The following is a 25,406-nucleotide window of genomic DNA, read 5'->3' on the forward strand; positions in this document are numbered from 1 at the left end:
AAAATGGAAGCAGTATTTATCAGAGAGCTAGGCATACATCCTTGGGACCAGTTACATCCTAGCAACGATGAAAACTATATTACGGTCACACTGCTTCACCAAGATTACGCAGGCGCTTGGAAAGCCTGGTGTGAGTTCAGCTGTTTACTTACGCAAAAATGGCCAAAAATTGTACAATGGCACACCAATCTATTACCGTACCACAGTAAGACTCAAGAGTATCTGTCACTAAAAAACTTCGCCAAAACCTCCCAACCAGGAGATATTTTCAGAAAAAATGAATCAACCGGAATTTACTCTAGAGTAATTCATTTAGATTGTGATCCATTTCACATAGATCCTAATCGTATGGCCTGCTATCGAACATCTGTAACACTGATGCAAAAAAGCAATAGCAGTCTTGAAAACCTGTGGCAAAACTTAAGTCAGCTCACAGACATTTCTAAAACGGAAGACTTTAAATTAATACTTGCTGATGAGCATTCTATCTCTTTCAGATTCTATGATGCAGAAACACATGGTGTGGCTCAACTCATTTGCCACTCAGAACATCTACCTCTTCTGAACGAAACAATAAAAAAGATTAACTTGGAAGAAATTCAGCAGGACGGTGTCTACGCGTATATCCACAGCTAGCTTAAATTGGCAACGACATTCATTTATTTGTTTTACGCGCGCGCCCAATCAAAAGCTGCATCTTGGATTACTAATGGATCTCTATTTTTTCCCGCAAGGCTATAGACCCCATAGCCAACCCCAATTCGCCGCCCCGCCCACCCCCACCTAAACTCTGTTCAAGTTGTTTCAACGGACAGAGGATTCACCATCATGGGCAAACGTCACCCCAATCTCCCCGCCTGGCAATGGCGTCACTACCCGCAGAACCATCAGCACCCGACCAACCTGGCGTTGCACCTGATTGCCGTGCCGCTGTTCATCATCGGGTTTCTGTTGATTGTGTCCGGGGTGTTCAGCCTGAGTCTGGCCAGCTTTGCCGTCGGTGTGGTCGGTATCTTGGCCGGCCTGGCGTTGCAGCGTCATGGGCATAGCCTGGAGGCCGAGGCCAGTGAGCCGTTCAGTGATCGTAAAGATGCGGTCCAGCGCCTGATGGTCGAGCAGTTCGTGACCTTGCCACGTTTTGTGTTGAGCGGTGGCTGGTGGCGTGCCTGGCGGCAGCGCCACCAGCATTGAGGTCAGGCGAAGACCACCACGGTCTGGCGGCTGATGGCGATGAGTGCGCCGGTCGGGCTCCACAGGGCGGCGGCGGCATGGCCGTAGCCGTCGCGGGCGTGCTCGATATTGACGTAATACTGGCACCAGTCGAGGGTCGTGAGGTCTTGCAATGGCTGGATGAATTCGATGGTCCAGGTCAGGGTGCTGCCCGGCGCCGGCTTTTTCAGGTGCGGCAGCAACGCCGGGGGCCAGGCGTCGACTAGGGCAAGGATATGCGCTTCGGTCAGCGGTTCTTCTTTCACATCGCCGCGCAACCGTACCCAACCGCCCATGTCGCGGGATTTGTTACCGGTAAAGGGTAAGCCGCCGACACTCCAACGCATCGCCAGATGGCGCATGAACTCCGGAGTGACGCCCTTGATATAGGGCAGTTCCTGGCACTCATCCCAATGTTTGAACACCGGAGGCGCTTTGCTTTCGACCGCAATTTCCGACTCACGGGCCCCACCGAAACTGGCCTGTACCAGTGTCGTCACTTCACCGTTCTGCACCACGCGGCCAAGCAATTGGCTGACAGCTTTGCCTTCACGCAACACTTCGACTTGATAACTGGCGGGGACGTCCGGCGCTACCGGGCCAACAAAGGTGATTGCCAACGACCGTAAAGGACGATCCGCGGGCACTTGGGCACGCAGGGCTTCGTATTGCAATGCGGCGACCAGGCCGCCAAAGGTCGCACGGCCCTGGGCCCACTCAGCGGGGATGGTCACATCCAGCGGGTTGCTGCGGGCGGCGTCGAGCAAATCACTAAAGCGCATGGCGGTCTCACATCAAAAGGAACAGATGAGGGATCTTAACCATCGGACCAATCAGGTACAGCGCCTATTCCGGCCAAAAACCGGACCGGTTCAGAAACAATCAGCACTGAGTTTATCCAGCACGCGGTCCGCCTGCCCCTGCGCCTTGGCCATGGTGCGATGCCATACGGCAACACAAGGTTGCAGATCTGCCTGGTGTTCAGCCTGGGCCAACCACTGCCAGCAATCATGCCAATCCCCAAGGGCGCCCTGGGCTTTTTTCAGGTGCGACATGGCCTTGGCGGGCAACTTGTCCAATTCGGGATAGGCTTCTGCAGCGTAGCGCACGCGTTTGATCAGCAAGCGCAGGCGGTGGCGATCATGGTCAGGGTCCCTCAAGGCCTGATCAAGTGTCTGCCACTGCTTGGCCAGGCGTTTTTCGATGCGCGGGCGCAGGCCTTTGAGCAGTTTCTGGTGTTCAGAAGCACGGATAAAACGCGGAAAGGCATCGAGGATCAGCAACAAGTGCGCGAGCTCCGGGCTTTGCGCCACCTGACGATAGGCCTCGGGTTGCAGGCGCAGTCGTCGGTTTGCGGCCTCATGATGGCCATGCTGATGCAAATACGCCGCCAGCACCTCGCGGTCGCGTAGCGGAGTGGTCAATTGGCCGACCGTGCTGGCCGCCACTTCAAGCTGCTCCACCCCTGGCAACCCGCGCAAGGGCCGCAACAGGCTGCGCAGACGGCGCACGGTGGTGCGCAGGTCATGTAGGGCTTCATCATCGGTGACGGCGGCAAGGCGAGCCTGGCAGCTCAGTAACCCTACTTCCAGGCCAATGACCTGAGCGACTAACTGATCGACCAAAGCTGACATCCTGCCCTCACTACCTGATGAAAAATCCTACTCGCTGCAGGTCAACGCCCGGCGCGAGACTCACGAATATAGAAACGCGCTTTCTCGGCCTTGTTGGAGCAGCCTTCAAACGCTTCAAACTGTTGCTGGGTCTTGGCGCCCGTCAACAAAGACAGTGCCTTAGAGTAGCTCACGGTACCGGCAAAGCCTTCGGCCTTGGCCAGGTCCAGTTCTTTCCAGGCGGCGTCCAACTGGCTGCCGCAACTGTCGCGGTATGCGGTTTTTCCGGCGCAACCGGCCAGGGCCAACACGATCACAGGCACACACATCCAGGCTTTCATCGATGACACCTCAAAAAAGAAAAAACAGTCGTACGTTGTAGACGTTGCCTACAGGGAAAAGTGCCTGTCCTTAGCCTGAAATCGGTAGTACCTATTGACCAGAGCATACCCGAGCAACACCGCTATTCTGGAAAAATATTGCAGGCTCCCACGAATATTGAAGCCGGCCTCTCATGGGTGCATTGTGGGGACCTGCCTTGGGGAGGACATGGACCATGAAGAAACGTGTTGCCTTGGTGCTGGGCTCCGGTGGGGCCCGGGGCTACGCCCATATCGGGGTAATCGAGGAGATCGAGCGGCGCGGCTACGACATCGCCTGTATCGCCGGCTGTTCAATGGGGGCCGTAGTGGGCGGCATTTACGCCGCCGGCAAGCTGGACGAGTATCGAAACTGGATTGAAAGCCTAGACTACCTCGACGTGTTGCGCCTGGTCGACGTGAGCTTCCGCCTGGGCGCCATTCGCGGCGAGAAAGTCTTCGGGCAGATCCGCAAGATCGTCGGCGAGATCAACATCGAAGAACTGCGCATCCCCTACACCGCCGTCGCCACCGACCTCACCAACCAGCAGGAAATCTGGTTCCAGGAAGGCTGCCTGCACCAAGCCATGCGCGCCTCGGCGGCGATCCCCAGCCTGTTCACCCCGGTGATGCAAGGTAACCGCATGCTGGTGGACGGCGGCCTGCTCAACCCGCTGCCCATCGTGCCGGTGGTGTCGAGCCACTGTGACTTGATCATAGCGGTCAACCTCAACGCCACCAATCAGAAGCACTACCAGTTGCCGGTGATCCAACGCCCACCCGCGTTCAAGAGCCGCTTCAACAACCTGGCGCGATCACTTGGTTCGCACCTGCCCTTTCGCCGCAAGCAGGCCGAACAACTGATGAAACTGGAGCAGGAGGCGTTGGAAGCGCAGGCGGCGGAGATCAACCCGTGGCTGGAATCTGCCGAGCCGGAATCCCAACAACCCGCCGCGGCACCGGAAAAGCCCGGCGCACCGAAGTCGGCAACCGGGTCGTTCATCATCGATAACGTCGGCCCGGCTTCGCTGCTGGACCTGATCAACCAGAGCTTCGAGGTGATGCAGACGTCGCTGGCGCAGTACAAGATCGCGGGCTACCCGCCAGACGTGCTGATCAACGTGCCGAAGCGGGTGTGCCGGTTTTTCGAGTTCTACAAAGCGCCGGAGTTGATCGCCCTGGGGCGGGAAATTGCCAGTGATACGCTGGACCGTTATGAAAGTGAGCAACGCTGAAACAGACGTGTCACTAAAGCCGTTTTGGCGAGCGGGCTCGCCACAACAAGCCCGCTCGCCACAGAGCGCGCCTGAGGTCTATCTATCCGCCCAATAACCGATACCCCACTCCCGCCTCGGTCACGATAAACCGTGGCTGGGTCGGGTCATCCGCCAGCTTCTGACGCAGGTGCCCCACGACGATGCGCAGGTAGTGGCTGTCCTCGGTATGGGTCGGCCCCCAGATATCCTTGAGCAACTGTTGCTGGGTAATCACTCGCCCCGGATGCCGCGCCAGTTGCGCCAGCACTGCGTATTCCTTACGCGTCAGTGCCACTTCGGCGCCGTCCAGCAGCACCCGGCGATAGGCCAGGTCCACCGTCAGCGGGCCAAAACGCAAGGCTGCTTCCTGGGCCTCACCCGCTGGCGCCTGACGCAGCAGCGCCCGCACCCGGGCCAGGAATTCCTGGATACCGAAGGGTTTGGTCACATAGTCATTCGCACCACCATCCAGGGCCTCGACCTTTTGCCCCTCGCTGGCCCGCACCGACAGCACCAGCACCGGCACCGTCGACCACTCGCGAAATTCACGTAGCACCTGCTGGCCGTCCATGTCCGGCAGGCCAAGGTCGAGGACCAACAAGTCCGGTTTGTTCAACGCTGCCTGGGCCAGGCCTTCGTTGCCAGTGCCGGCCTCAATCACTTTGTAGCCCTGGGAGGCCAGGCTGATACGCAGGAATTTGCGGATCTGCGGTTCGTCATCAATGACCAAAATCGTCGCGGTCTGGCTCATGGCTTCCAATCAAAATCCGTGAAGAAAACAGGGTAGCTCATGCCTCGCGCTCCAGGCCAGGCTGTGTCGGTAAAGGCAGGAACAAGGTGATGCAGGTGCCACGCCCGTCAATGCCGTCGGCCACGCTGATATGCCCACCGTGAGCGCCGACCATGCCCTGGCAAATTGCGAGGCCCAGCCCCGTGCCCTGCCCGCCTCGATCACCGCGTGCTGCGGTGTAGAACATATCGAAGATCTTTGCGCGCTCATCCTCGGGAATACCGGGGCCTTCGTCAGCCACGGCGAAGAACAACTGGTTATCGGCAACGCCGGCGCTCAGTTGCAAGCGCCCTTGCGGCGGCGAAAAACGTGCGGCGTTTTCCAACACATTGACCAGCGCCTGCTCGATCAGCGCGGCGTGCACATATAACAACGGCAACTCGGGCGGCACTTCGGTACTCACCTGCAACGGCGCCAGCACCGCACGCAGACGGCCGAGGGCGCTGCCGACGATATCACCCGGCGACACCCAATCGCGCGCCAGCTTCAAAGCGCCGTGACCGAGGCGGGTCATGTCCAGCAGGTTCTGGATGTAACGGTCGAGACGTTCAGCCTCATCGCGGGTGCCTTCGAGCAACTCGCGGCGGTCCTCCAGCGGGATGGCCTCACCGAGCGCCAGCAGGCTGTCGATGCTGCCACGCATGGAGGTCAGCGGCGTGCGCAAATCATGGGATACCGACGCCAGCAAGGCGCTGCGCAATTGCTCGGTTTCGCCGTGCAACCGTGCAGACTCCAACTCCTGGGCCAGTTGCGCCCGCGCCAGCGCCTGGGCCAGCGGTTGGCTCAAGGCAGTGAGCAGACGACGGCGTTGCCCGCTCAATTCCAGGCCGGGTTTGGGGCTGACCCCGAGCAAACCCAACGGGCCTTCTTCGCCCGACAACGGCCACCACCACCAACGCCCGAACGGCAGGGTTCCGGTGCCCATGCCCGCTGGTTGGTCATGTTGCCAGGCCCAATCGGCGGCGGCACGCTCAGCTTCAGTCAGGGTCAGCGGGCCGCCCGTCTCGATGGCCCAACCGCCTTGGCCATCGCGATTGACCAGGCACAGGTCCAGGTCGCTCCAGCCTTCCAGGTGATGCGCGGCAGCACTGATTACCGCCTGGCGATCAGTGGCGGCGGTGAGTTTGCGCGAGAGGTCGAGCAGCTCGCTGGTTTCTTCCTGGGTGTCGCGCAACGCCTGCAACTGACGGCGCTGGCGCGCAGCCAGGTTGCCGGTCAACGCCGCCATCAACAGGAAGAACAACAGGGTCAGTACGTCTTCTTCACGTTGGATGGCGAAGGAAAAATTCGGCGGGATAAACAGGAAGTCGTAGGTCAGGAACGACAGCGCCGCACACATCAGCGACGGCCCCAGGCTGCTGCGCACCGCCACCAGCAACACCGCAGCGAGGAACACCAACGAAATGTTCGGCAACGGCAAGGCGCTGGACACGGCCCAGGCCACCGCCGCCGCCGCCACCGTTGCCACAACTGCCAGCGCATAGTCAAACCACACCAGCCCGCGTACATCCGGCAAGCGTGGCGGCGCAGGCATGTCGTCACTGTCGAGGACGTTGATTTCCAAGCCCCGCGCATTACGCAGCAAACGCGCAGCCAGGCCGCCGCCGAACAAGCGACGGCGCCAACGCATGCGCGACTGCCCCACCAGCAGCAGGCTGGCGCGGCGTTCGGCGGCGTGCTGGATCAGTGTCTTGGCCACCTCCCCTGCGCGCAGCAATACCACCTCGCCGCCCAGGCGCTCGGCCAACTGCTGGGCATTTTGCAGGCGTAGCCGTGACTGCTCGTCCCGTGCTCGACCGTTATCGATATGCACCAGGCTCCACGGCAAATGGCGGCGCTGGGCAACTCGGCTGGCATGGCGCACCAGGCGCTCGGCCTGCGCATCGCCATCCACGCCCACCAACAAGCGCCCACGCACCGCCGGCGCAGCCTGGCCGAGCTGGCGATAGCCTTGGGCCAAATCGTCATCGACGTGGGCGGCGGCGGTCTGCATCGCCAACTCGCGCAGGGCCATGAGGTTGGTCTGGGTGAAGAACGCATCGATGGCCGCACGCGCCTGCTCCGGCACATAGACCTTGCCGTCGCGCAGGCGCTCCAACAGTTCGCGGGACGGCAGGTCGATCAGCAGCAGTTCGTCGGCCTCTTGCAGCACCCAGTCCGGCAGGGTTTCACGCACCTGCACGCCGGTGATGCCGCGCACCTGGTCGTTGAGGCTTTCCAGATGCTGGACGTTGACCGTGGTAAACACGTTGATGCCGGCGGCGAGCAGTTCCTGGATGTCTTGCCAGCGCTTTTCGTGACGGCTACCGGGGGCGTTGCTGTGGGCCAGTTCGTCCACCAGCACCAGCTTGGGCTTGGCGGCGAGCAGGCCGTCCAGGTCCATTTCTTCGAGCATCACGCCACGGTATTCACTGCGCAGCAATGGTTGCTGCGGCAGGCCGCTGAGCAAGGCTTCGGTCTCGGCGCGGCCGTGGGTTTCGACCACGCCGGCAACCAGGCGCACGCCTTGGCGCAACTGCGTGTGCGCGGCCTGGAGCATGGCGTAGGTCTTGCCCACGCCCGGCGCAGCGCCGAGGAAAACTTTGAGCCGGCCACGGCCGTCCCGGGGCAGATCGGCTAACAGGGCATCGGCGCGGCCGGAGTCGCTCATGCTCGGGGTTCCTTCAGATGTTTATTGGTTGCGCCTCAGGCCGCCATCGCGGGCAAGCCCACTCCCACATTTGGAATGCATTCCCCTGTGGGAGCTGGCTTGCCTGCGATGGCTGCGCCACGGCCTACAACTTTTCCAGGGCCATGTTCAGCGCCAGCACATTCACCACCGGCGGGCCCACCAGCGGGCTTTCGATGTGTTCATCGAGCAAGCGCTGCAAGGTCGACACCGGCACATTCCGCGCCGCCGCCACCCGCGCCAGTTGATAGGCAATCGCCTGTGGTGGCAAGTGTGGATCAAGACCGCTGCCAGAGGTAGTCAGCGATACCAGAGGCACCGGCCCCTGGCTCGGCACCAGCTGTTTACTCGCGTCATCGAAGATACGCGTCGCCAGCGCCGGGTTGCTTGGACCAAGGTTACTGGCACTGCTGGAGACCGTCGCAAAAGCGCCAGCCGAGGGGCGCGGGTGAAACCAGTTGTCACCGGTAAAATCCTGGGCGATCAGGCTGGAGCCACGCACCTTGCCGCTGTCATCGCGTACCAGGCTGCCATTGGCCTGGTCCGGGAAAGCCACTTGGGCGACACCGGTCACCACCAGTGGGTAAGCGACGCCGGTAATCAGGGTCATGAGCACCAGCAGGCTCAGGGCCGGGCGGATCATGTTGGACATTTCGGATTCCTCAATTCGGTCATTGCAACCTGTGGGCACCCGCCGGGCGCCCACAGGAATCGGGTCAAACCAGGTGCAACGCAGTCAGCAGCATGTCGATCGCCTTGATGCCCACGAACGGCACCAGAATCCCGCCCAGCCCGTAGATCAGCAGGTTGCGCCGCAGCAATGCCGCCGCACTCGCTGCCTGTACGCGCACACCGCGCAGCGCCAGGGGGATCAGCACCACGATGATCAGCGCGTTGAACACGATGGCCGAAAGGATCGCGCTCTGCGGACTCTGCAAGTGCATCACGTTGAGCACGCCCAGTTGCGGATAGATCGAGGCGAACAGCGCCGGCAGGATCGCGAAGTACTTGGCCACATCGTTGGCAATGGAAAAGGTGGTCAATGCGCCACGGGTCACCAGCAATTCCTTGCCGATCTGCACCACGTCCAACAGCTTGGTCGGGTCGCTGTCGAGGTCGACCATGTTGGCGGCCTCGCGCGCAGCCTGGGTGCCATCGTTCATCGCCATGCCGACGTCCGCCTGGGCCAGCGCCGGGGCGTCGTTGGCGCCGTCGCCGCACATCGCCACCAGGCGACCATCATTTTGCTCATGACGGATGCGGGCGAGTTTTTTCTCCGGGGTGGCTTCGGCCAGTACGTCGTCCACGCCCGCTTCAGCGGCAATCGCGGCGGCGGTCAACGGGTTGTCGCCGGTGACCATCACGGTACGGATTCCCAGTTTGCGCAGCTCGGCGAAACGCTCACGGATGCCCGGCTTGACCACGTCCTTCAGGTGGATCGCGCCGAGCAACTTGCCGTCGGCACACACCAACAACGGGGTGCCGCCGCTCTGGGCGATCTTGTCGATTTCCCGCGACAGCGCAGGCTGCAAGTCGCGACGTTGTTGACCGATGAAGGCCAGCAGCGAATCCACCGCGCCTTTGCGGAACACACGGCCCTGGTAGTCGACACCGGACAAGCGGGTTTCAGCACTGAACGGCACGGCCGTCAGTTCGTCTGCGCTCGGCTCGGCTTGAGGGTGCAAGGCGCGCAGGTATTCGACGATGGATTTACCTTCCGCCGTGTCATCCGCCAGGGAGGCAAACAACGCGCCCTCGGCCACTTCCTTGCCGCTGACGCCAGGCGCCGCGACCACTGCCGCACAGCGACGGTTACCGAAAGTGATGGTGCCGGTCTTGTCCAGCAGCAACACATGCACGTCGCCCGCAGCTTCCACGGCACGCCCGGACTTGGCGATCACGTTGAGGCGCACCAGACGGTCCATACCGGCGATGCCGATGGCCGACAGCAATCCGCCAATAGTTGTAGGAATCAGCGTCACCAGCAGTGCGACCAGGAACACCAACGGCAAGCTGCCGCTGGCGAAATGGGCGAACGGCTGCAGGGTTACCACCACCAACAGGAAGATCAGGGTCAGGCCGATCAGCAGAATGTCCAGCGCCACTTCGTTGGGGGTTTTCTGGCGCTTGGCCCCTTCCACCAGGGCGATCATGCGGTCCAGGGTCGACTCGCCCGGGTTGGCGGTGATGCGGATCAGCAGCCAGTCCGACACCAGGCGTGTGTTGCCGGTGACCGCCGAACGGTCGCCGCCGGACTCGCGGATCACCGGTGCCGACTCACCGGTAATGGCCGCTTCGTTGACCGCCGCGATGCCTTCGATGACTTCGCCGTCACCGGGGATCATTTCCCCGGCGGCGACACGCACCACATCACCTTTGCGCAGGCTGGTGGCCGGCACGACCTTGAAGCTGCCATCGGCCTCCTTGCGCCGTGCGCTGAGGCCTTCGCTGCCGGCCTTGAGGCTGTCAGCGCGGGCCTTGCCACGTCCTTCGGCCAAGGCTTCGGCGAAGTTGGCGAACAGCACGGTGAACCACAGCCACACGGCGATCTGCACGGCGACATAGGTCGGCACGGCGGTGTCGGGCACAAAGCACAACACGGTGGTGAGGATGGCGGTCAACTCGACCACCAGCATCACCGGCGAGCGTTGCAGCTGGCGCGGGTCCAGCTTGACGAACGCCTGGACCAGCGCCGGGCGCCACAGGGCGGAGATGGCGGTTTTGGCAGGCTCCTGGGTTTTGGCAGGAGCTGCGTTTTTTGCAGGCATATTCATTTTCATATCCCCTTAGAAGCCCATGCTCAGATGTTCAGCGATAGGGCCCAGTGCCAGCGTCGGCAGGAAGGTCAGGCCGCCCACCAGCAGAATGGTCACGGTCAACAGGGTCACGAACAGCGGGCCATGGGTCGGGAAGCTGTTCTGGCCAATCGGTGCGGTCTTCTTCATCGCCAGGCTACCGGCCAGGGCCAGTACCGGGAGGATGTAGCCGAAGCGGCCGATCAACATGCCCAGGCCCAGCATCAGGTTGTGGAACGGGGTGTTGGCGCTGAAGCCACCGAACGCCGAGCCGTTGTTGGCACTGGCCGAGGTGTAGGCGTAGAGCAACTGGCTGAAACCGTGGGGGCCAGGGTTGCTGATCGCGCCGGCCGGGCCAGGCAGGCTGGCGGCAATGGCGCCGAGCACCAGAACGCCCACCGGCATCACCAGCAAGGTCACCACCAGCAATTGCACTTCTTTGGCCTGCAGCTTCTTGCCCAGGTATTCCGGGGTGCGGCCAATCATCAGGCCGGCGAGGAACACTGCAATCAACACGTTGAGTAACATGCCGTACATGCCAGCGCCGACGCCGCCGAAGATCACTTCGCCGACCATCATGTTGACCAGCGCGACCATGCCACTGAGAGGGCTCAGGCTGTCCTGCATGCCGTTGACCGAGCCGTTGGACGCCGCTGTCGTGGTCACCGACCACAGCACCGTGCCGGTGGTACCGAAGCGTGCCTCCTTGCCTTCCAGTGGCGCAGTCTGCTCCACGGCCGGGTTGTTCAGGGTCGGGTTGGGCTGGTATTCGGCCCACAGCGAGGTCGCGCCGCCGATGATGAACAACGCCAGCATGCAGCCGAGGATTGCGCGGCTCTGACGCAGGTCCTTCACGTAGTGGCCGAAGGTGAACACCAGCGCCACGGGGATCAGGATAATTGACGCCACTTCGAACAAGTTTGCCCAAGCGGTAGGGTCTTCAAACGGATGCGCCGAGTTGACACCGAAGAAGCCACCGCCGTTGGTGCCCAATTGCTTGATCGCAATCTGGCTGGCCGCCGGGCCCAGGGGGATCACTTGATCCACACCCTGCAGGGTCACGGCATCCACGTAATGGGCGAAGGTCTGGGGGACGCCCTGCCACACCAGGAACAACGCCAGCACCAGGCACAACGGCAGCAAGCCGTAGAGGGTGGCGCGGGTCATGTCGACCCAGAAGTTGCCCAATGTCTTGGTGGATTTGCGACCGATCCCACGACACAAAGCGACAAGGACGGCCAGACCGGTCGCCGCGCTGACGAAGTTCTGCACGGTCAGGCCGGCCATCTGGCTGAGGTAGCTCAGTGACGCTTCACCGCTGTAGGACTGCCAGTTGGTGTTGGTCATGAAACTGACTGCAGTGTTGAACGCCAGCGTCCATTCCTGCCCCGGCAATTTCTGCGGGTTCAGTGGGAGGTAGTCCTGGAACAACAAGATCGCGAACAACAGCAAAAAGCCCGCAAGGTTGAAAGCGAGCAACGCCAGCATGTACTTCTGCCAGCTCTGTTCCTGATGCTCATCCACGCCCGACAGGCGATAACAGGCGCGTTCCACAGGGCCGAACACCGGTGTGAGCCAGGTGCGCTGCCCCTCCATCACTTTGTAATAGAACCGCCCCAGGAACGGGGCCGGCACCAGCACCACGGCAAAGAAGGCAATGATCAGCCAATAGTCATAACTGTGCATGGCCAGCTCCTAGTTCCGATCCGCGCGTAACAGCGCAACCAGCAGATAAATGAACAGCGCCACGGCCAATAGCAGTGACACCCCGTCCAGAACGCTCATGGAAGTCTCTCCGTTTAGCGGCGAGTGCCGCGTGTGGGGCAATTGTCGGCAGGAGTGGCGTAAAGGAACGAGAGCGAGGGTGCGGGCGGGGCGTAAAGACGGCGTAAAGAGTGAGTTTATGCGGGGTTTACAGGGAGGGTTGTGCTGGATTGGAGGGCCTCATCGGGGGCCCCCTCCCACACAGGGCCTGCGTACACCGGTCAAAATGTGGGAGGGGGCTTGCCCCCGATGAGGCCCTGCCAGCCACCCGCGCACTTATCTGGTGCGACACCGGAAAATTTCAAACGCCAAACCATCTCCCAGACGACAGTTGCGCCGCTTTACGACACGGTTGTGAGGCATGGCATGTCCGCTGCAACACCTTGAATCATTCCAAACCGTTCAGGGAGCGCATCACGATGAACACACAACTCAAACCCACCTTGGGCACCCTGCACTTATGGGGCATCGCGGTCGGGCTGGTGATATCCGGGGAGTACTTCGGCTGGAGCTATGGCTGGGGCGTCGCCGGGACCCTGGGCTTCCTGGTGACCTCATTGATGGTTGCCGCGATGTACACCTGTTTCATCTTCAGCTTCACCGAACTGACCACCGCCATTCCTCATGCGGGTGGGCCGTTTGCCTACAGCCGTCGTGCCTTTGGAGAGAAAGGCGGCTTGATCGCGGGGCTCGCGACCTTGATCGAATTCGTCTTTGCGCCGCCTGCCATCGCCTTGGCCATCGGCGCCTATCTGAATGTGCAGTTCCCGGCGCTGGACCCCAAACACGCGGCCGTCGGTGCCTACATCGTGTTCATGGGCCTGAACATCCTCGGCGTTAAGCTCGCCGCCACCTTCGAACTGGTGGTGTGCGTGCTCGCCGTCGCTGAATTGCTGGTGTTCATGGGCGTAGTGGCACCCGCCTTCAGCTTCAGTAACTTTGCCCTGAATGGCTGGGCCGGTTCCGATACTTTTGGCGCACCGGCGATTGCCGGCATGTTTGCCGCGATTCCCTTCGCCATCTGGTTCTTCCTCGCCATCGAAGGCGCCGCGATGGCCGCCGAAGAAGCCAAAGACCCCAAGCGCACCATTCCAAAGGCCTACATCAGCGGCATCCTGACCCTGGTGATCCTGGCCATGGGCGTGATGTTCTTCGCCGGCGGCGTGGGTGACTGGCGCACCCTGTCGAACATCAACGACCCACTGCCACAAGCCATGAAAACCGTGGTCGGCGACAGCTCCGGCTGGTTGCACATGCTGGTGTGGATCGGCCTGTTCGGCCTGGTGGCCAGTTTCCACGGCATCATCCTGGGCTACTCGCGCCAGTTCTTCGCCCTGGCACGCGCCGGTTACCTGCCGTCTTTCCTCGCCAAACTGTCGCGTTTTCAGACCCCCCACCGTGCAATCATCGCCGGCGGCGTGATCGGCATCGCGGCGATCTACAGCGACGGCCTGATCAACCTGGGTGGCATGACACTGACCGCGGCGATGATCACCATGGCGGTATTCGGCGCCATCGTGATGTACATCATGAGCATGCTCAGCCTGTTCAAACTGCGCAAGACCGAACCGCTGCTGGAGCGCACCTTCCGTGCACCGGGTTACCCCATCGTGCCGGGCATAGCACTGGTGCTGGCGGTGGTGTGCCTGGTGGCCATGGCTTGGTTCAACACGCTGATCGGGCTGATCTTCCTGGGCTTTATGGTGGTGGGGTTCGCCTACTTCCAGATGACTGCGCAAGACCGTGCCGATGCACCGGCGGATGCGATGTTGACCGGGCTCTGATCTACTACGAGGCAGAACGGGCCTACACTGAACTAGTAAGAAAGCCCGTCACTCAAAGCAGTTATTACCGTGGGAAAACTCTCCCACGGCAATCTGCCTCAAGGAGAGCCTTATGCCGTGGTATGCGTGGTTGATTATGGTAGTTGCGATCGGGTCGATCGTCGGTGGGCTGATGATGCTGCGTGACAGCGCCAACAAAGTTGAACTCACCGACGAACAACGCAAGCGTGTGGCCGAGCGCAACGCCCAGGCGGATGCCAAGGATGCGCAGGATCGCTGAGCCTTGGGTTACTCCCAATCCGCCTTGGCAATATGCAACCCGTGCTGCCCCTTGTAGGCAGCACGTTCCGGCTGGCGCCAGCCATTGAGCAACTCATCCTCCAACGTGTAGATCTCAACCCCCAGCGGACGGCACACCGTCAGCGGGTCCTGCGCCTCCGGCCCCCACATCGGCAGCGACAAATCCCCACCGGGGCACGTAGACAGCGCGCACAGCAAATCAATCTCGGCAAAGAACTCCAGGTAGTCGCCCTTCTGTGCAGGGCAGGCCTTCATGAAGTACATGTCGTCGTGATTGAGACCAGTGCACTGGAAAATATTCAGCACGTCATGCACGTCGAATTCCGTCAGTCCGTGGGGCAAAACCGCACGTGTCAGGTTGGAGTGGCAATGGTGATGGAAGTCCTCACCGGTGAGCATCCGATTAACATAGGGATCACAACGTGTGCCAAGCAAATCATGCAGCCGCCCGCCGTGCTCATCGATCCCGTAGCTGGCCAGGCTGTCATCCGTGATCGTCACCAAAGGCCGCAGGAATGGCAAATTCGACCACAAGCGGTCATGGGTGCTGACATGGGCGCCCTGCAATTGGCGAGTACGCGCCGCCCACAGGCGCTCACGGGGGTCATTGGCATTCCATACGTTGAAATCACCCACCTGCGGGCCGACCGGCGTGGTCACACGGAACACATGCCCGGCTGGCACCTTCCACGCCCTCCCCGTACGAATCGGCACCTCAAACTGCTCGGTCAGCGTGCGCTGGTCTTTTCGGTCACGAATACGTTCGTAAAACGCCGTGTCGACCTGCAACGCCGAACCTTTACTGACCTGATAAGCGGCCGGATAGTCTTTGTACATGGTGCAGATCCTCGATCAGGGGTGGTTAAACAAGGCCAGGGACAGGCGTTCCGAATCATCCAGGTACAGGCTCATCGCCTCCCCCGCCGCCGATTTATCCTGCTCGACCAATAATGTGTAGATCTCACGATCACGCTCCAGCCATGGCGACTGAAAACGCTGCTCATCAGGCGCAGCGCAAAACACCAAGCGCAGTTGAGCGATGACCTGGGCAAAAAACTCATCGAACAACGGGCTGCGCATCAACCCGACGATGTGCTGGTGAAACACCAGGCTATGGGTGGCGACCGCACGCCAGTCTTCACGCTCGCGGGCCAGGGTGGTGGCGTCGATGGCGTTCTGCATGCGTTCGGATTGATCCTCCGTCAGGGGACCGCTCTGGGCGATGGCCTGCAACTCCAGAGTGCGGCGCACGACAAACAAATCACGCACCTCCTCTCGCGCCAACCGCCGGACCATCACCCCCTTGTTGCGCACATAACGGGTCAACCCTTCTTGCCCGAGGCGGTGCAACGCTTCACGGATCGTGTTGCGCGATGCGTTGTAGGCTTTGACCAGTTCTACTTCGACCAAAGGCATTCCTGGCAGCAGTCGCCCGCCGATGATGTCAGCGCGAAGCTCCAGGGCAATCTGGTCGGCGAGAGACAAACTGAGTGTCATGGCTACCTTCATGATTGTTGAACAATCCTCGATGGGTAGGTAATCACTTTTCATGCCAACGTGTCAGCGTGTAAAAAGATTCAAGTTGGTTAAAATGCCAGCCTGTCACTGAGGCCCACCTATGCGTTACTCATCCGACCACAAAGCCAAGACCCACCAACGCATCATCAAGGAAGCCTCTGTACGCTTTCGTCGCGACGGGATCGGCGCGACCGGTCTGCAGCCCTTGATGAAGGCTCTGGACCTGACGCATGGCGGGTTCTATGCCCACTTCAAATCCAAGGACGAACTGGTAGAAAAGGCGCTGCAAGCCGCAGCTGCCGAGCTGGATGCGCATTGCGAAATGTTGTTCAGCCAGGAACGCCCTCTTGAGGCATTTATTGATAGTTACTTATCTGAATGGCATCGAGCCTCGCCGGATCAGGGTTGCCCATTGCCTACCATGTGCTCGGAGTTGGGGTTGAGGGGCCAGCAGAGTCCGACCACGGACGCGGTACTGAGGGCGCGCTTGCAGCAGGTGGAAGCGACGCTGATTAGCACGAATGCCGATGAAGAAAGCCTGGTAATGATGTCGACGCTAGTGGGCGCATTGGCGCTGGCCAGAAGTGTCGAAAGCGCAGCGCTGGCGGTGCGTATTCTGGACGTAGTAAGGGAAAGCCTGAAGGCACAGGTTTCGGATGATGGAATGGCCGGTCGGTGACCGGCCGTCCTGTGCTCAGTTGATTACAATCCTTTCGCGGTTCTTCTCCAGCAGCGCCTTGCCGATGCCCTTCACCTCCAGTAGTTCATCAACAGCAGTGAACGGACCATTGCTCTCGCGGTAGGCGATGATCGCCTTGGCCTTGGCGGCGCCGATGCCAAAGAGGTCACGACGCAGGGTTTCGGCATCGGCGGCGTTCAGATTGACCTTGGCGGATTGCTCTGCCTTGGACATTTGGGTCGTGATCGGGATTGGAGCCTCGGTTTTGACGGAGGGCGCTGCGGTGGTGGTGACAGAGAGGGTGGTGAGGAAGGCGAAGATTAAGGAGGCGATATAGGCGTTTTGCATTGGTGACACTCCATGACATCGATAAAGGAAATGCAGCTTTCCTAAGCTGCATTTCAAACTTAGGTGATGTTTGGAAGGAGTCAAAAACGGATCGGTAACAGCGTATGACCCGCCCACTCAATGCCAGTGAAACGGCCTGGGCAGGCCCCGGATATCCTGCATTTCCAGTTACGGTCCCAAGCAGGTAGAATTGCCGCCATCAATAGGCAGTCCGTTATTCAATAATCAGCAACACGCTGCGATGTTGCTGCGAGTTGTATATGCGATTCAACTGGTGGGGCCTTCCGCCAGCGGCTTCTATCCGCTTTAAACTCTACGAAAAATGACCCCGGCCAGGGGCGTAGTCTGCGCGCTGAATGTCGTATGACTTTCAGGGCAATGACGACAGGAGATGTATACGTACATGGGTATCAAAAGTATCGGGCCGATGGCGGCCGTCCCTCGCACTCCAGTGGACGAGTCGAATCCTTGCGACGCCAACCCTGAGCATGGTGCCTGACGCATGTCGATTGTTACATTGTCGAACCACAAGACGTTTACGGCTGAACCCGGCAAGAGCCTTCTGGATTGCGCCAAGTCCCAAGGCACAGTGCTGGAATACAGTTGCCGTACGGGCCGTTGTGGCGTGTGCAAGGCCAACGTGCTTCAAGGCGATACAGAGGTGGTGCAACCGGAACTCGCGCTGACGGAAGAAGAGCGTGCCTGCGGTTCCATCCTGACGTGCTGCCGGGCCGCCGTCACCGATGTCGAGTTGGACATCGAAGACCTGGGATTGCTGGCCGACATCCAGATCAAAACCATGCCTTGCCGCCTCGATACCCTGGAGCGCCTGGCGGACGACGTACTAAGGGTTGTCCTCCGAACGCCTCCAAAAAGCGCACTCTTCTACCTTCCGGGGCAGTACATCGACGTCATAGGCAAAGACGGTGTGCGACGTAGTTACTCCATCGCCAATGCCGTGCGTGAGGATGGCAAGCTGGAACTGCATATCCGCCAAGTACCCGATGGCGTGATGAGCCAGTACTGGTTTGGCGGAGCCCAAGCCAATGACCTGCTCAGGCTGGAAGGCCCGCTGGGCACCTTCTGCTTGCGCAGTGCAAGCACGACGAACCTGGTGTTCATGGCAACCGGAACCGGAATCGCCCCGGTCAAAGCCATGCTTGAAGGCTTGAGTGACGCACCGGAAACACTCAGCGGCAAACGCATTTACGTGTACTGGGGCGGCCGTACGGAGCAGGACTTGTACTGGCAGCCTGATTTTCCATCGCTGGGCCTGACCTACCGCCCCGTGCTCTCACGTGCGGATACACAATGGCCCGGTGCAACAGGCTACGTTCAACAGGCCGTCCTTGCAGAAAGTCTTGACCTGGCCGATACCTCGGTCTATGCCTGTGGCTCAGAAGCCATGATCCACGCCGCACGCGAGCTGCTGACGCAGGCTGGCCTGCCCCTCAAACATTTCCATTCTGACGCCTTTGTAAGCTCGAATTGACCCGGAGACAGCATGAAAGCAGTTATTTTGGCCGGTGGCCTGGGAACGCGGCTAAGCGAAGAAACCAGCGTACGCCCAAAACCCATGGTCGAGATTGGCGGCAAACCTATTCTCTGGCACATCCTGAAGATGTACTCCGCGCACGGCATCAATGACTTCATTATCTGCTGTGGCTACAAGGGGTATGTGATCAAGGAATACTTCGCCAACTATTTCCTGCACATGTCCGATGTCACCTTCAATATGCGCGACAACACCATGAAGGTGCACGACCAACGCGCCGAAGACTGGAACATCACCCTGGTCGATACCGGCGACGAGTCCATGACCGGTGGTCGCCTGCGTCGCGTCGCCGACTACGTCAAAGACGAAGAAGCCTTTTGCTTTACCTACGGTGATGGCGTCAGCGATCTTGATATCGGCGCGACCCTGGCCTTCCACAAGTCGCACGGCAAAGCGGCGACGCTCACTGCAACGTTCCCGCCCGGCCGTTTTGGCGCGCTGGATATCCAGAAAGGCCAAGTGCTGAACTTCAAGGAGAAACCCAAGGGTGATGGTGCCCTGATCAATGGTGGTTTCTTTGTCTTGAGCCCCACAGTGCTCAAATACCTGGAGGATGACAGCACCACCTGGGAACAGGAGCCGCTGATGAAGCTTGCCGCCGAAGGCCAGCTCATGGCTTACGAACACCCGGGGTTCTGGCAGCCCATGGACACACTGCGTGACAAACACTATCTGGAAGAGCTTTGGCAGTCCGGCAAAGCGCCCTGGAAATCCTGGGACTGAATATGAAGTCGACCGTTTCTCCTGCCTTTTGGCAAGGCAAAAGAGTCTTCGTGACCGGCCACACCGGGTTCAAGGGTAGTTGGCTGTCACTCTGGCTGACCAGCATGGGCGCACAGGTGAAGGGCTTTGCCCTGGCGCCGCCAACCCACCCTGCCCTGTTCGTCGAGGCCAGGGTGGCCGAAGGCATGGAGTCGGAGCAGGGCGACATTCGCGACCTGGCGGCCATCACCCAAAGCATGACGCGCTTTAATCCCGACGTGCTGATTCACATGGCGGCGCAACCATTGGTCCGTTTGTCTTACCGCGAGCCGGTCGAGACCTACGCCACCAATGTGATGGGCAGCCTGCACGTACTGGAGGCTGCGCGGCAATGTCCCAACCTGCGGGCTATCGTCAACGTCACCACCGACAAATGCTACGAGAACCGTGAGTGGGAATGGGGCTATCGTGAAGACGAACCCATGGGCGGCCATGATCCCTACAGCAACAGCAAAGGCTGTGTGGAGCTGATCACAAGCGCCTACCGCAAGTCGTTTTTCAACCATCCGCAAGGCGCAGCGTTGGCATCCGGCAGGGCGGGCAATGTGATTGGCGGCGGCGATTGGGCAGAAGACCGGCTGATACCTGATATTCTGGGTGCCTTCGAGAAGGGTCAGCCCGTCACAATACGCAATCCGAAGGCCACCCGGCCGTGGCAACACGTGCTGGAGCCACTCAGTGGATACCTTGTGTTGGCTGAACACCTCTGGACCCAAGGGCATCACTTTGCCCAGGGCTGGAATTTCGGCCCCAAGGATGAAGACGCACGCCCGGTGGAATGGATCCTTGATCACATGGTTCAGGCCTGGGGCACAGGGGCCAGTTGGCAATTGGACCAGGACCCGCAGCCGCATGAGGCCAACTACCTCAAGCTGGACATTTCCAAGGCGCGCGCGCACCTGCACTGGACACCCAGCTGGAACCTTGCAACCACGCTCGCCCGGATTGTTACCTGGCATCGTGCCTGGTTGAGCGGCAACGACATGCAGGCCCATTGCCTGGATGAAATCGACGCCTACATGCTCGCCATGCGTGCCAACAGCAACTAACTCTATTTTTTAGCAGGAATTTTCATGACACCCGATATGCTCCGCCAGGAAATCAGCAAGCTCGTCGAGCAATACGCCAAGGTCGCATTGGCGAGCAAGCCGTTCGTGGCCGGTGAGACCGTTATCCCGCCGTCCGGCAAAGTGATCGGGGCACGAGAGCTGCAACTGATGGTCGAGGCCTCCCTGGACGGCTGGCTGACGACCGGCCGCTTCAATGCTGAATTCGAGAAAAAGCTGGCTGAATTCCTCGGTGTCAAATTCCTGCTGTCGGTCAACTCCGGCTCTTCCGCCAACCTGGTTGCTTTCAGCACCCTGACCTCGCCCAAACTGGGTGAGCGGGCGATCAAAAAGGGCGACGAAGTGATTGGCGTGGCAGCGGGCTTCCCGACCACGGTCAACCCTATCGTTCAATTTGGCGCAATCCCGGTGTTCGTCGACGTCGACATGACCACCCACAACATCAATGCCGACCTGATCGAAGCCGCCATCACGCCGAAAACCAAGGCAATCATGCTGGCTCACACCCTGGGCAACCCGTTCAACCTGGGCAAGGTCAAGGCGCTGTGCGAAAAGTACAACCTGTGGTTGGTGGAAGACTGCTGCGACGCCCTGGGCGCCACCTACGATGGCAAGCTGGTCGGCACGTTCGGTGATATCGCCACCCTCAGCTTCTACCCGGCGCACCACATCACCATGGGCGAAGGTGGCGCGGTATTCACCAACAACCCGATGCTCAAAGTGATTGCCGAGTCGTTCCGCGACTGGGGCCGTGACTGCTACTGCGCGCCAGGCTGCGACAACACCTGTGGCGACCGTTTCGGCCAGCAATATGGCAGCCTGCCTCAAGGGTATGACCACAAGTACGTGTATGCGCACCTGGGCTACAACCTGAAAATCACCGATATGCAGGCCGCCTGCGGCCTGGCGCAACTCGAACGCGCCCAGGACTTCATCGACACGCGCAAGCGCAATTTCGTGCTGCTCAAAGAGCGCTTGTCCAGCCTGTCCGAATTCCTCGAAATCGCCGAGGCAACACCCAACAGCGACCCATCGTGGTTCGGCTTCCCGGTAACACTCAAGGAAAGCAGCGGCGTCAAGCGTGTCGACCTGCTCAAGTACCTTGACCAGCACAAAATCGGCACACGCCTCCTGTTCGCCGGCAACCTGACCCGCCAGCCTTACTTCCAGAATCTGGAATACCGAGTGGTTGGCGAATTGACCAATACCGACCGCACCATGAACCAGACCTTCTGGCTCGGCGTGCAGCCGGCGCTGGGCCAGGAGCATTTCGATTTTGTCGGTGAGAAGCTGGAAGAGTTCTTCGGGATTGGTTTCTAGGCGATGAAAGCATCGGATGCCGTGGCGCTGGTTCTTGCACAGAACAAGGTTCTGTATGGTTACGAACTGATCGGCGGGATGATCACGCACCTGGTTGACAGCATCAATAAGCTGGGCAAGACCAGGCTGGTATCAGTTCACCATGAGCAAGGAGCAGCATTTGCGGCATCCGGCGTTGCTCGTACAACGCACCACGAATTACTCGGCGTGGCCCTGGGCACAAGCGGCCCGGGCGCCACCAACCTAATGACAGGCATAGCCGACTGCTGGCTTGACAGCCACCCCTGCCTGTTTCTCACAGGCCAGGTCAATACCTACGAACTCAAAGGCGAGAGGCACATCCGCCAACAGGGTTTTCAAGAGCTCGACAGCGTGGCACTAGCCGGCAGCATTACCAAGTACGCCTATCAGGTCACACAGGTCGACGAGTTACTTCCCTGCCTGCAAAAAGCCATCGACATCGCCAGGGAAGGACGCCCAGGGCCGGTATTGCTGGATATCCCGATGGATATACAGCGAGCCGACATTGATGACCGCGTCGTAAATGGACTGTTGGCACTGAGTGACAAACAGGCGGTGAGTCAGCTGAGTGAATACGACATTGAGGCGATCAGCAATGCACTGGCATCCGCTGAAAGGCCCTTGATCCTTTTGGGTGGAGGGGCGGTCAATACCCGCCACTTCAAGCAATGGCTCGGGCAGTTAGAGGCCCTGGATCTTCCTTACGTAGCCAGTTTGAAAGGCGCAGAAAAAATCCCGGCGAGCGCGAACTACCTAGGCATGCTCGGCGCCTACGGGACGCGTGCTGCCAATCACGCCGTACAAAACTGCGATTTTCTGCTGGTATTGGGAAGCCGCCTGGACGTTCGACAAACCGGCGCAAAACCGGATGATTTCGCCCGCAAGGCCAAAATTATCCAGATAGACCTGATGGAAGGGCAATTGAACAACCGGGTTCAAACACACGCGTCCTATGTGATGGAATTGAACACCTTCTTTGCCCACTTCCCCCTTTCCCAAGTGCAGAATAAAAAAGCTTGGATTGTCTGGGCTGCCGAATTGCGTGCCCGCTTCCAGATCAGCTTTGTGGACGAGTACAGCGACTGGCTGGTCAGTCCTTTCGTGATTTTTTCGAGCCTTTGTGAGCAGGCCAGAGGCCAAGCTGTCGATTATGTTGCCGACGTCGGCAACAATCAGATGTGGGTGGCTCACACACTACGCTTAAGTCATGGCCAATCTATGCATCACTCAGGCGGGCTGGGCGCCATGGGGTTCGCGATTCCAACAGCCATCGGCGTTTGCAACGCTGGTAACAAGCCTGTGATTGTCATTACCGGTGACGGCGGCGCCCAGCTCAACATCCAAGAGCTGGATATCATCGCGCGAGACCAACTACCGATACTGATAATAGTGCTTAACAATCATTCCTTAGGGATGGTGCACGGCTTTCAAGAAATGTACTTTGAGGGTCGAACATCATCCACCTACTGGAACGGCTACACGTCTCAATTCAAAGCCATTGGCGAGGCTTATGGCATCACTGGCAGGGTCGTGACGCGGGATACCGACTTTCACGTCCCTGTGAGGGAGTTTTTGGAAGCTCCCCGCCCCATGTTGATAGAGGTCATCATGCCTGACGCACGAGAGTGTCGCCCACGGCTCGAGTTCGGGATGGTGATTGACCAGCAAACGCCCCAAAAGACATGGGTGCCTCACCCATAATTTTTCAAAACTCAGCTACTGGTCTTCGAGCAGGCTGAAGCGTCCATCGACGGAGTTTTAAAATGCAAGCGCTGGAAAAAATCAAAGTTAGTGAGCAGATTGCTGAAGCACTGGAAAACCTGGGCATTACACATGCGTTCGGGATTATTGGCGCCGGTAACGTTCATCTTTTTGAGGCCATCAGCCGTCGTGGCTACACCGAGATTGTCTGTGTGCACCATGAACAGGCCGCTTGCATGGCAGTACAGACCTATTACCGCACCAATGGTCGTCTTTCCGCAGCATTGCTGACCACAGGCGCCGGTTCCACCAATGGCGTCACTGGAGTGGTGTCTGCCTGGGCCGACTCCATTCCGTGCCTGGTCATCGCGGGTAATGAGCACTCCAAGCATTGCTCGGTGGATAACCCTTTGCGCATGTGGGGCGTTCAGGGCTACGACTCCTGCCAGATGGTGAGCCGGGTCTGCAAATACACTCAACGCGTCACCCAGCCGGAGCAGGCCGTCTACGAGCTCGAAAAAGCCGCATACGTGGCGCTGGAAGGCCGCCCGGGTCCAACTTGGATCGAAATCCCAATGGACATACAGTCCAGCCGCATTCCAGCCAACGAAATGGCGCATTTCCCGACGCCCGTTACCGATAAAACGATCAGCGCTGAAGTGGGCGCCCAAGTCGACAGCGTCGTGGCCGCCCTGCTCAAAGCCGAACGGCCACTGCTTTGGCTGGGCAACGGCATCCGCCTGGCTGGCGCCGAAAAGCGTATCGCACCGCTCCTGGAGAAACTCGGTACTCCGGGCCTTGTCTCCTGGGCGGGTATCGACATGATCGACTCCGATCACCCTTTGATATTCGGACGCGCTGGCGTCTACGGCCAGCGCTCGGCTAACTTTATCCTGCAAAACAGTGACTACATACTTGCCATTGGTACTCGCCTGGCCATACCACAGGTCGGTTATGACCTGACCGAGCTGGCGCGCGAAGCAAGGATCGACGTGGTAGATATCAGTCGTGAAGAGGCGATCAAGAATGCTTCACGCACACACGAAGTCATCATCAGTGACGCTGCCGCCTTTATCGAGGCATTGAGCGCTCGTCTGGAGACACTGGTAATTCCTAGCAAATCGCAATGGTTGGCGCAATGTAAAGCCTATGAAGCTCAATTCCCTTGGGTGGGTGAAGAGCATGCTGACAAAGACGGCTTCATAAATTCTTATCGTTTCATGGAGCGCCTGAACGGCGTATTCAAGCCGAACCAGATCGTTGTAACCGATATGGGTACCGCCCTATTGTGTGGGCACCAGGTACTGCGTCTGAAAGATGGCCAGCGCCTGATGACCTCTACCGGCCTCGGTGAGATGGGCTACGGCTTGCCTGCAGCACTAGGGGTATCGTTCGCCACGGACAGGGGTGAGGTAATGTGCCTCAACTGCGACGGCGGCATGATGATGAACCTGCAAGAACTGCAGACAATCGTGCACCACCAATTGCCGATCAAGCTTTTCATCTTCAACAACGATGGCTACTTGATGATCAAGCACACTCAGAACTCCTTGTTCAAAGGTTCTTACGTGGGGACTGATCGGACCTCGGGCGTTTCGTGCCCGGACTTCTCAAAACTGGCAACTGGCTTTGGCATCCCGTCTTGCCAGATTCGTCATTGGGATGACGTGGACCCGGCATTGGAAAAAGTGCAGGCCGCGACCGGACCGATTATCTGCGAGGTGTTTATGCACCCAGAGCAACTGTTCTCACCGAAACTTTCCGTGATAGTGAAAGAAGACGGTTCGCTGGTCTCTCCACCCCTGGAAGATCTCTCGCCACTGATTCCACGTGATCAACTGGAGAGTGCCATGCTCAAGGGCATGCATGAAAAATCCAAGACGCTGGGCGCATAAGC

General features: G+C 59.5%; 24 protein-coding genes. 12 read left to right on the plus strand and 12 right to left on the minus strand.

Features of this window, described 5'->3' with window-relative positions:
• The first annotated feature begins 3 nt into the window (after window positions 1-3).
• Together NL123_RS22005 and NL123_RS22010 are read left to right on the plus strand one after the other, a co-directional pair.
• Complete coding sequence (locus NL123_RS22005; RefSeq protein ID WP_147467429.1) at window positions 4-636, plus strand: hypothetical protein; 633 nt, start codon at window positions 4-6, stop codon at window positions 634-636.
• A 192-nt stretch (window positions 637-828) separates the two neighbouring features.
• On the plus strand, window positions 829-1,191 hold the full coding sequence (locus tag NL123_RS22010) for an Mpo1-like protein (RefSeq protein WP_494356334.1): 363 nt from the start codon (window positions 829-831) through the stop codon (window positions 1,189-1,191).
• Window positions 1,192-1,193: 2 nt separating this feature from the next.
• Here NL123_RS22010 and NL123_RS22015 read toward each other — a convergent pair whose 3' ends face one another.
• From NL123_RS22015 to NL123_RS22025, 3 genes are all read right to left on the minus strand, one after another.
• Window positions 1,194-1,991, minus strand: a complete 798-nt coding sequence (locus NL123_RS22015) for an acyl-CoA thioesterase (RefSeq protein ID WP_494356335.1) — start codon at window positions 1,989-1,991, stop codon at window positions 1,194-1,196.
• Window positions 1,992-2,081: 90 nt separating this feature from the next.
• Window positions 2,082-2,843 carry a CHAD domain-containing protein gene (locus NL123_RS22020; RefSeq protein WP_494356336.1) on the minus strand — a complete coding sequence of 254 codons (762 nt, stop codon included), beginning with the start codon at window positions 2,841-2,843 and terminating at the stop codon, window positions 2,082-2,084.
• A gap of 41 nt (window positions 2,844-2,884) precedes the next feature.
• Window positions 2,885-3,163, minus strand: a complete 279-nt coding sequence (locus tag NL123_RS22025) for a hypothetical protein (protein ID WP_012722962.1) — start codon at window positions 3,161-3,163, stop codon at window positions 2,885-2,887.
• Between the two features lie 215 nt (window positions 3,164-3,378).
• Between NL123_RS22025 and NL123_RS22030 the strand changes: the two genes are divergently transcribed.
• A complete protein-coding gene (locus NL123_RS22030; protein WP_058424475.1) occupies window positions 3,379-4,416 on the plus strand; it encodes a patatin-like phospholipase family protein in 1,038 nt (345 codons plus the stop codon).
• A gap of 82 nt (window positions 4,417-4,498) precedes the next feature.
• Here NL123_RS22030 and NL123_RS22035 read toward each other — a convergent pair whose 3' ends face one another.
• From NL123_RS22035 to kdpF, 6 genes are all read right to left on the minus strand, one after another.
• Window positions 4,499-5,188, minus strand: a complete 690-nt coding sequence (locus NL123_RS22035) for a response regulator (protein ID WP_071490041.1) — start codon at window positions 5,186-5,188, stop codon at window positions 4,499-4,501.
• 37 nt (window positions 5,189-5,225) lie between these two features.
• Complete coding sequence (locus NL123_RS22040) at window positions 5,226-7,877, minus strand: DUF4118 domain-containing protein (RefSeq protein ID WP_248487110.1); 2,652 nt, start codon at window positions 7,875-7,877, stop codon at window positions 5,226-5,228.
• A 124-nt stretch (window positions 7,878-8,001) separates the two neighbouring features.
• Window positions 8,002-8,547, minus strand: a complete 546-nt coding sequence (gene kdpC, locus NL123_RS22045) for a potassium-transporting ATPase subunit KdpC (protein WP_248487108.1) — start codon at window positions 8,545-8,547, stop codon at window positions 8,002-8,004.
• Window positions 8,548-8,611: 64 nt separating this feature from the next.
• Window positions 8,612-10,669, minus strand: a complete 2,058-nt coding sequence (kdpB, locus tag NL123_RS22050) for a potassium-transporting ATPase subunit KdpB (RefSeq protein WP_371858643.1) — start codon at window positions 10,667-10,669, stop codon at window positions 8,612-8,614.
• 12 nt (window positions 10,670-10,681) lie between these two features.
• Window positions 10,682-12,376 carry a potassium-transporting ATPase subunit KdpA gene (gene kdpA / locus NL123_RS22055; RefSeq protein ID WP_248487107.1) on the minus strand — a complete coding sequence of 565 codons (1,695 nt, stop codon included), beginning with the start codon at window positions 12,374-12,376 and terminating at the stop codon, window positions 10,682-10,684.
• Window positions 12,377-12,385: 9 nt separating this feature from the next.
• The gene (gene kdpF / locus NL123_RS22060; protein ID WP_003218754.1) at window positions 12,386-12,475 is read right to left on the minus strand and encodes a K(+)-transporting ATPase subunit F; all 90 of its coding nucleotides are present in this window, start codon (window positions 12,473-12,475) and stop codon (window positions 12,386-12,388) included.
• Between the two features lie 398 nt (window positions 12,476-12,873).
• Between kdpF and eat the strand changes: the two genes are divergently transcribed.
• Together eat and NL123_RS22070 are read left to right on the plus strand one after the other, a co-directional pair.
• Window positions 12,874-14,238: an ethanolamine permease gene (gene eat, locus NL123_RS22065; RefSeq protein WP_494356337.1), complete on the plus strand. Its 1,365-nt coding sequence runs from the start codon at window positions 12,874-12,876 to the stop codon at window positions 14,236-14,238.
• Between the two features lie 112 nt (window positions 14,239-14,350).
• Window positions 14,351-14,518 carry a DUF2897 family protein gene (locus tag NL123_RS22070; RefSeq protein ID WP_003172675.1) on the plus strand — a complete coding sequence of 56 codons (168 nt, stop codon included), beginning with the start codon at window positions 14,351-14,353 and terminating at the stop codon, window positions 14,516-14,518.
• An 8-nt stretch (window positions 14,519-14,526) separates the two neighbouring features.
• Here the strand turns inward: NL123_RS22070 and NL123_RS22075 are convergent, their stop codons facing one another.
• Both NL123_RS22075 and NL123_RS22080 read right to left on the minus strand, forming a co-directional pair.
• On the minus strand, window positions 14,527-15,375 hold the full coding sequence (locus NL123_RS22075; RefSeq protein ID WP_248487104.1) for an urea carboxylase-associated family protein: 849 nt from the start codon (window positions 15,373-15,375) through the stop codon (window positions 14,527-14,529).
• Between the two features lie 15 nt (window positions 15,376-15,390).
• On the minus strand, window positions 15,391-16,035 hold the full coding sequence (locus tag NL123_RS22080; protein WP_058424483.1) for a GntR family transcriptional regulator: 645 nt from the start codon (window positions 16,033-16,035) through the stop codon (window positions 15,391-15,393).
• 121 nt (window positions 16,036-16,156) lie between these two features.
• Here NL123_RS22080 and NL123_RS22085 point away from each other — a divergent pair, with 121 nt between their 5' ends.
• Window positions 16,157-16,735 (plus strand): TetR/AcrR family transcriptional regulator, encoded by a 579-nt coding sequence (locus NL123_RS22085; protein WP_248487102.1) that lies wholly within the window; start codon window positions 16,157-16,159, stop codon window positions 16,733-16,735.
• A gap of 15 nt (window positions 16,736-16,750) precedes the next feature.
• On the opposite strand, the gene NL123_RS22090 is transcribed toward NL123_RS22085, so the two are convergent.
• Complete coding sequence (locus tag NL123_RS22090; RefSeq protein ID WP_058424485.1) at window positions 16,751-17,083, minus strand: ComEA family DNA-binding protein; 333 nt, start codon at window positions 17,081-17,083, stop codon at window positions 16,751-16,753.
• A gap of 502 nt (window positions 17,084-17,585) precedes the next feature.
• On the opposite strand from NL123_RS22090, the gene NL123_RS22095 reads away from it, so the two are divergent.
• The 6 genes from NL123_RS22095 to NL123_RS22120 all read left to right on the plus strand — a co-directional run bounded on the left by NL123_RS22095 (window position 17,586) and on the right by NL123_RS22120 (window position 25,404).
• Complete coding sequence (locus tag NL123_RS22095) at window positions 17,586-18,575, plus strand: FAD-binding oxidoreductase (protein ID WP_248487100.1); 990 nt, start codon at window positions 17,586-17,588, stop codon at window positions 18,573-18,575.
• Between the two features lie 12 nt (window positions 18,576-18,587).
• Window positions 18,588-19,361 (plus strand): glucose-1-phosphate cytidylyltransferase, encoded by a 774-nt coding sequence (rfbF, locus tag NL123_RS22100; protein WP_248487098.1) that lies wholly within the window; start codon window positions 18,588-18,590, stop codon window positions 19,359-19,361.
• 2 nt (window positions 19,362-19,363) lie between these two features.
• On the plus strand, window positions 19,364-20,449 hold the full coding sequence (gene rfbG, locus NL123_RS22105; RefSeq protein WP_058424488.1) for a CDP-glucose 4,6-dehydratase: 1,086 nt from the start codon (window positions 19,364-19,366) through the stop codon (window positions 20,447-20,449).
• 24 nt (window positions 20,450-20,473) lie between these two features.
• Complete coding sequence (rfbH, locus tag NL123_RS22110; RefSeq protein WP_494356338.1) at window positions 20,474-21,787, plus strand: lipopolysaccharide biosynthesis protein RfbH; 1,314 nt, start codon at window positions 20,474-20,476, stop codon at window positions 21,785-21,787.
• A 3-nt stretch (window positions 21,788-21,790) separates the two neighbouring features.
• Window positions 21,791-23,509 carry a thiamine pyrophosphate-binding protein gene (locus tag NL123_RS22115; RefSeq protein ID WP_494356339.1) on the plus strand — a complete coding sequence of 573 codons (1,719 nt, stop codon included), beginning with the start codon at window positions 21,791-21,793 and terminating at the stop codon, window positions 23,507-23,509.
• A 62-nt stretch (window positions 23,510-23,571) separates the two neighbouring features.
• Window positions 23,572-25,404: a thiamine pyrophosphate-binding protein gene (locus NL123_RS22120; RefSeq protein ID WP_494356340.1), complete on the plus strand. Its 1,833-nt coding sequence runs from the start codon at window positions 23,572-23,574 to the stop codon at window positions 25,402-25,404.
• Window positions 25,405-25,406: the final 2 nt, after the last annotated feature.

The sequence above is a fragment of the Pseudomonas sp. FBCC-B1565 genome, from assembly GCF_059133265.1.

Bases quoted from the DNA above. Each gene is read 5' to 3' on its own strand.
- NL123_RS22005 (WP_147467429.1), top strand. From the start codon at position 4: ATGGAAGCAGTATTTATCAGAGAGCTAGGCATACATCCTTGGGACCAG.
- NL123_RS22010 (WP_494356334.1), top strand. From the start codon at position 829: ATGGGCAAACGTCACCCCAATCTCCCCGCCTGGCAATGGCGTCACTAC.
- NL123_RS22015 (WP_494356335.1), bottom strand. From the start codon at position 1,991: ATGCGCTTTAGTGATTTGCTCGACGCCGCCCGCAGCAACCCGCTGGAT.
- NL123_RS22020 (WP_494356336.1), bottom strand. From the start codon at position 2,843: ATGTCAGCTTTGGTCGATCAGTTAGTCGCTCAGGTCATTGGCCTGGAA.
- NL123_RS22025 (WP_012722962.1), bottom strand. From the start codon at position 3,163: ATGAAAGCCTGGATGTGTGTGCCTGTGATCGTGTTGGCCCTGGCCGGT.
- NL123_RS22030 (WP_058424475.1), top strand. From the start codon at position 3,379: ATGAAGAAACGTGTTGCCTTGGTGCTGGGCTCCGGTGGGGCCCGGGGC.
- NL123_RS22035 (WP_071490041.1), bottom strand. From the start codon at position 5,188: ATGAGCCAGACCGCGACGATTTTGGTCATTGATGACGAACCGCAGATC.
- NL123_RS22040 (WP_248487110.1), bottom strand. From the start codon at position 7,877: ATGAGCGACTCCGGCCGCGCCGATGCCCTGTTAGCCGATCTGCCCCGG.
- kdpC (WP_248487108.1), bottom strand. From the start codon at position 8,547: ATGTCCAACATGATCCGCCCGGCCCTGAGCCTGCTGGTGCTCATGACC.
- kdpB (WP_371858643.1), bottom strand. From the start codon at position 10,669: ATGAATATGCCTGCAAAAAACGCAGCTCCTGCCAAAACCCAGGAGCCT.
- kdpA (WP_248487107.1), bottom strand. From the start codon at position 12,376: ATGCACAGTTATGACTATTGGCTGATCATTGCCTTCTTTGCCGTGGTG.
- kdpF (WP_003218754.1), bottom strand. From the start codon at position 12,475: ATGAGCGTTCTGGACGGGGTGTCACTGCTATTGGCCGTGGCGCTGTTC.
- eat (WP_494356337.1), top strand. From the start codon at position 12,874: ATGAACACACAACTCAAACCCACCTTGGGCACCCTGCACTTATGGGGC.
- NL123_RS22070 (WP_003172675.1), top strand. From the start codon at position 14,351: ATGCCGTGGTATGCGTGGTTGATTATGGTAGTTGCGATCGGGTCGATC.
- NL123_RS22075 (WP_248487104.1), bottom strand. From the start codon at position 15,375: ATGTACAAAGACTATCCGGCCGCTTATCAGGTCAGTAAAGGTTCGGCG.
- NL123_RS22080 (WP_058424483.1), bottom strand. From the start codon at position 16,035: ATGACACTCAGTTTGTCTCTCGCCGACCAGATTGCCCTGGAGCTTCGC.
- NL123_RS22085 (WP_248487102.1), top strand. From the start codon at position 16,157: ATGCGTTACTCATCCGACCACAAAGCCAAGACCCACCAACGCATCATC.
- NL123_RS22090 (WP_058424485.1), bottom strand. From the start codon at position 17,083: ATGCAAAACGCCTATATCGCCTCCTTAATCTTCGCCTTCCTCACCACC.
- NL123_RS22095 (WP_248487100.1), top strand. From the start codon at position 17,586: ATGTCGATTGTTACATTGTCGAACCACAAGACGTTTACGGCTGAACCC.
- rfbF (WP_248487098.1), top strand. From the start codon at position 18,588: ATGAAAGCAGTTATTTTGGCCGGTGGCCTGGGAACGCGGCTAAGCGAA.
- rfbG (WP_058424488.1), top strand. From the start codon at position 19,364: ATGAAGTCGACCGTTTCTCCTGCCTTTTGGCAAGGCAAAAGAGTCTTC.
- rfbH (WP_494356338.1), top strand. From the start codon at position 20,474: ATGACACCCGATATGCTCCGCCAGGAAATCAGCAAGCTCGTCGAGCAA.
- NL123_RS22115 (WP_494356339.1), top strand. From the start codon at position 21,791: ATGAAAGCATCGGATGCCGTGGCGCTGGTTCTTGCACAGAACAAGGTT.
- NL123_RS22120 (WP_494356340.1), top strand. From the start codon at position 23,572: ATGCAAGCGCTGGAAAAAATCAAAGTTAGTGAGCAGATTGCTGAAGCA.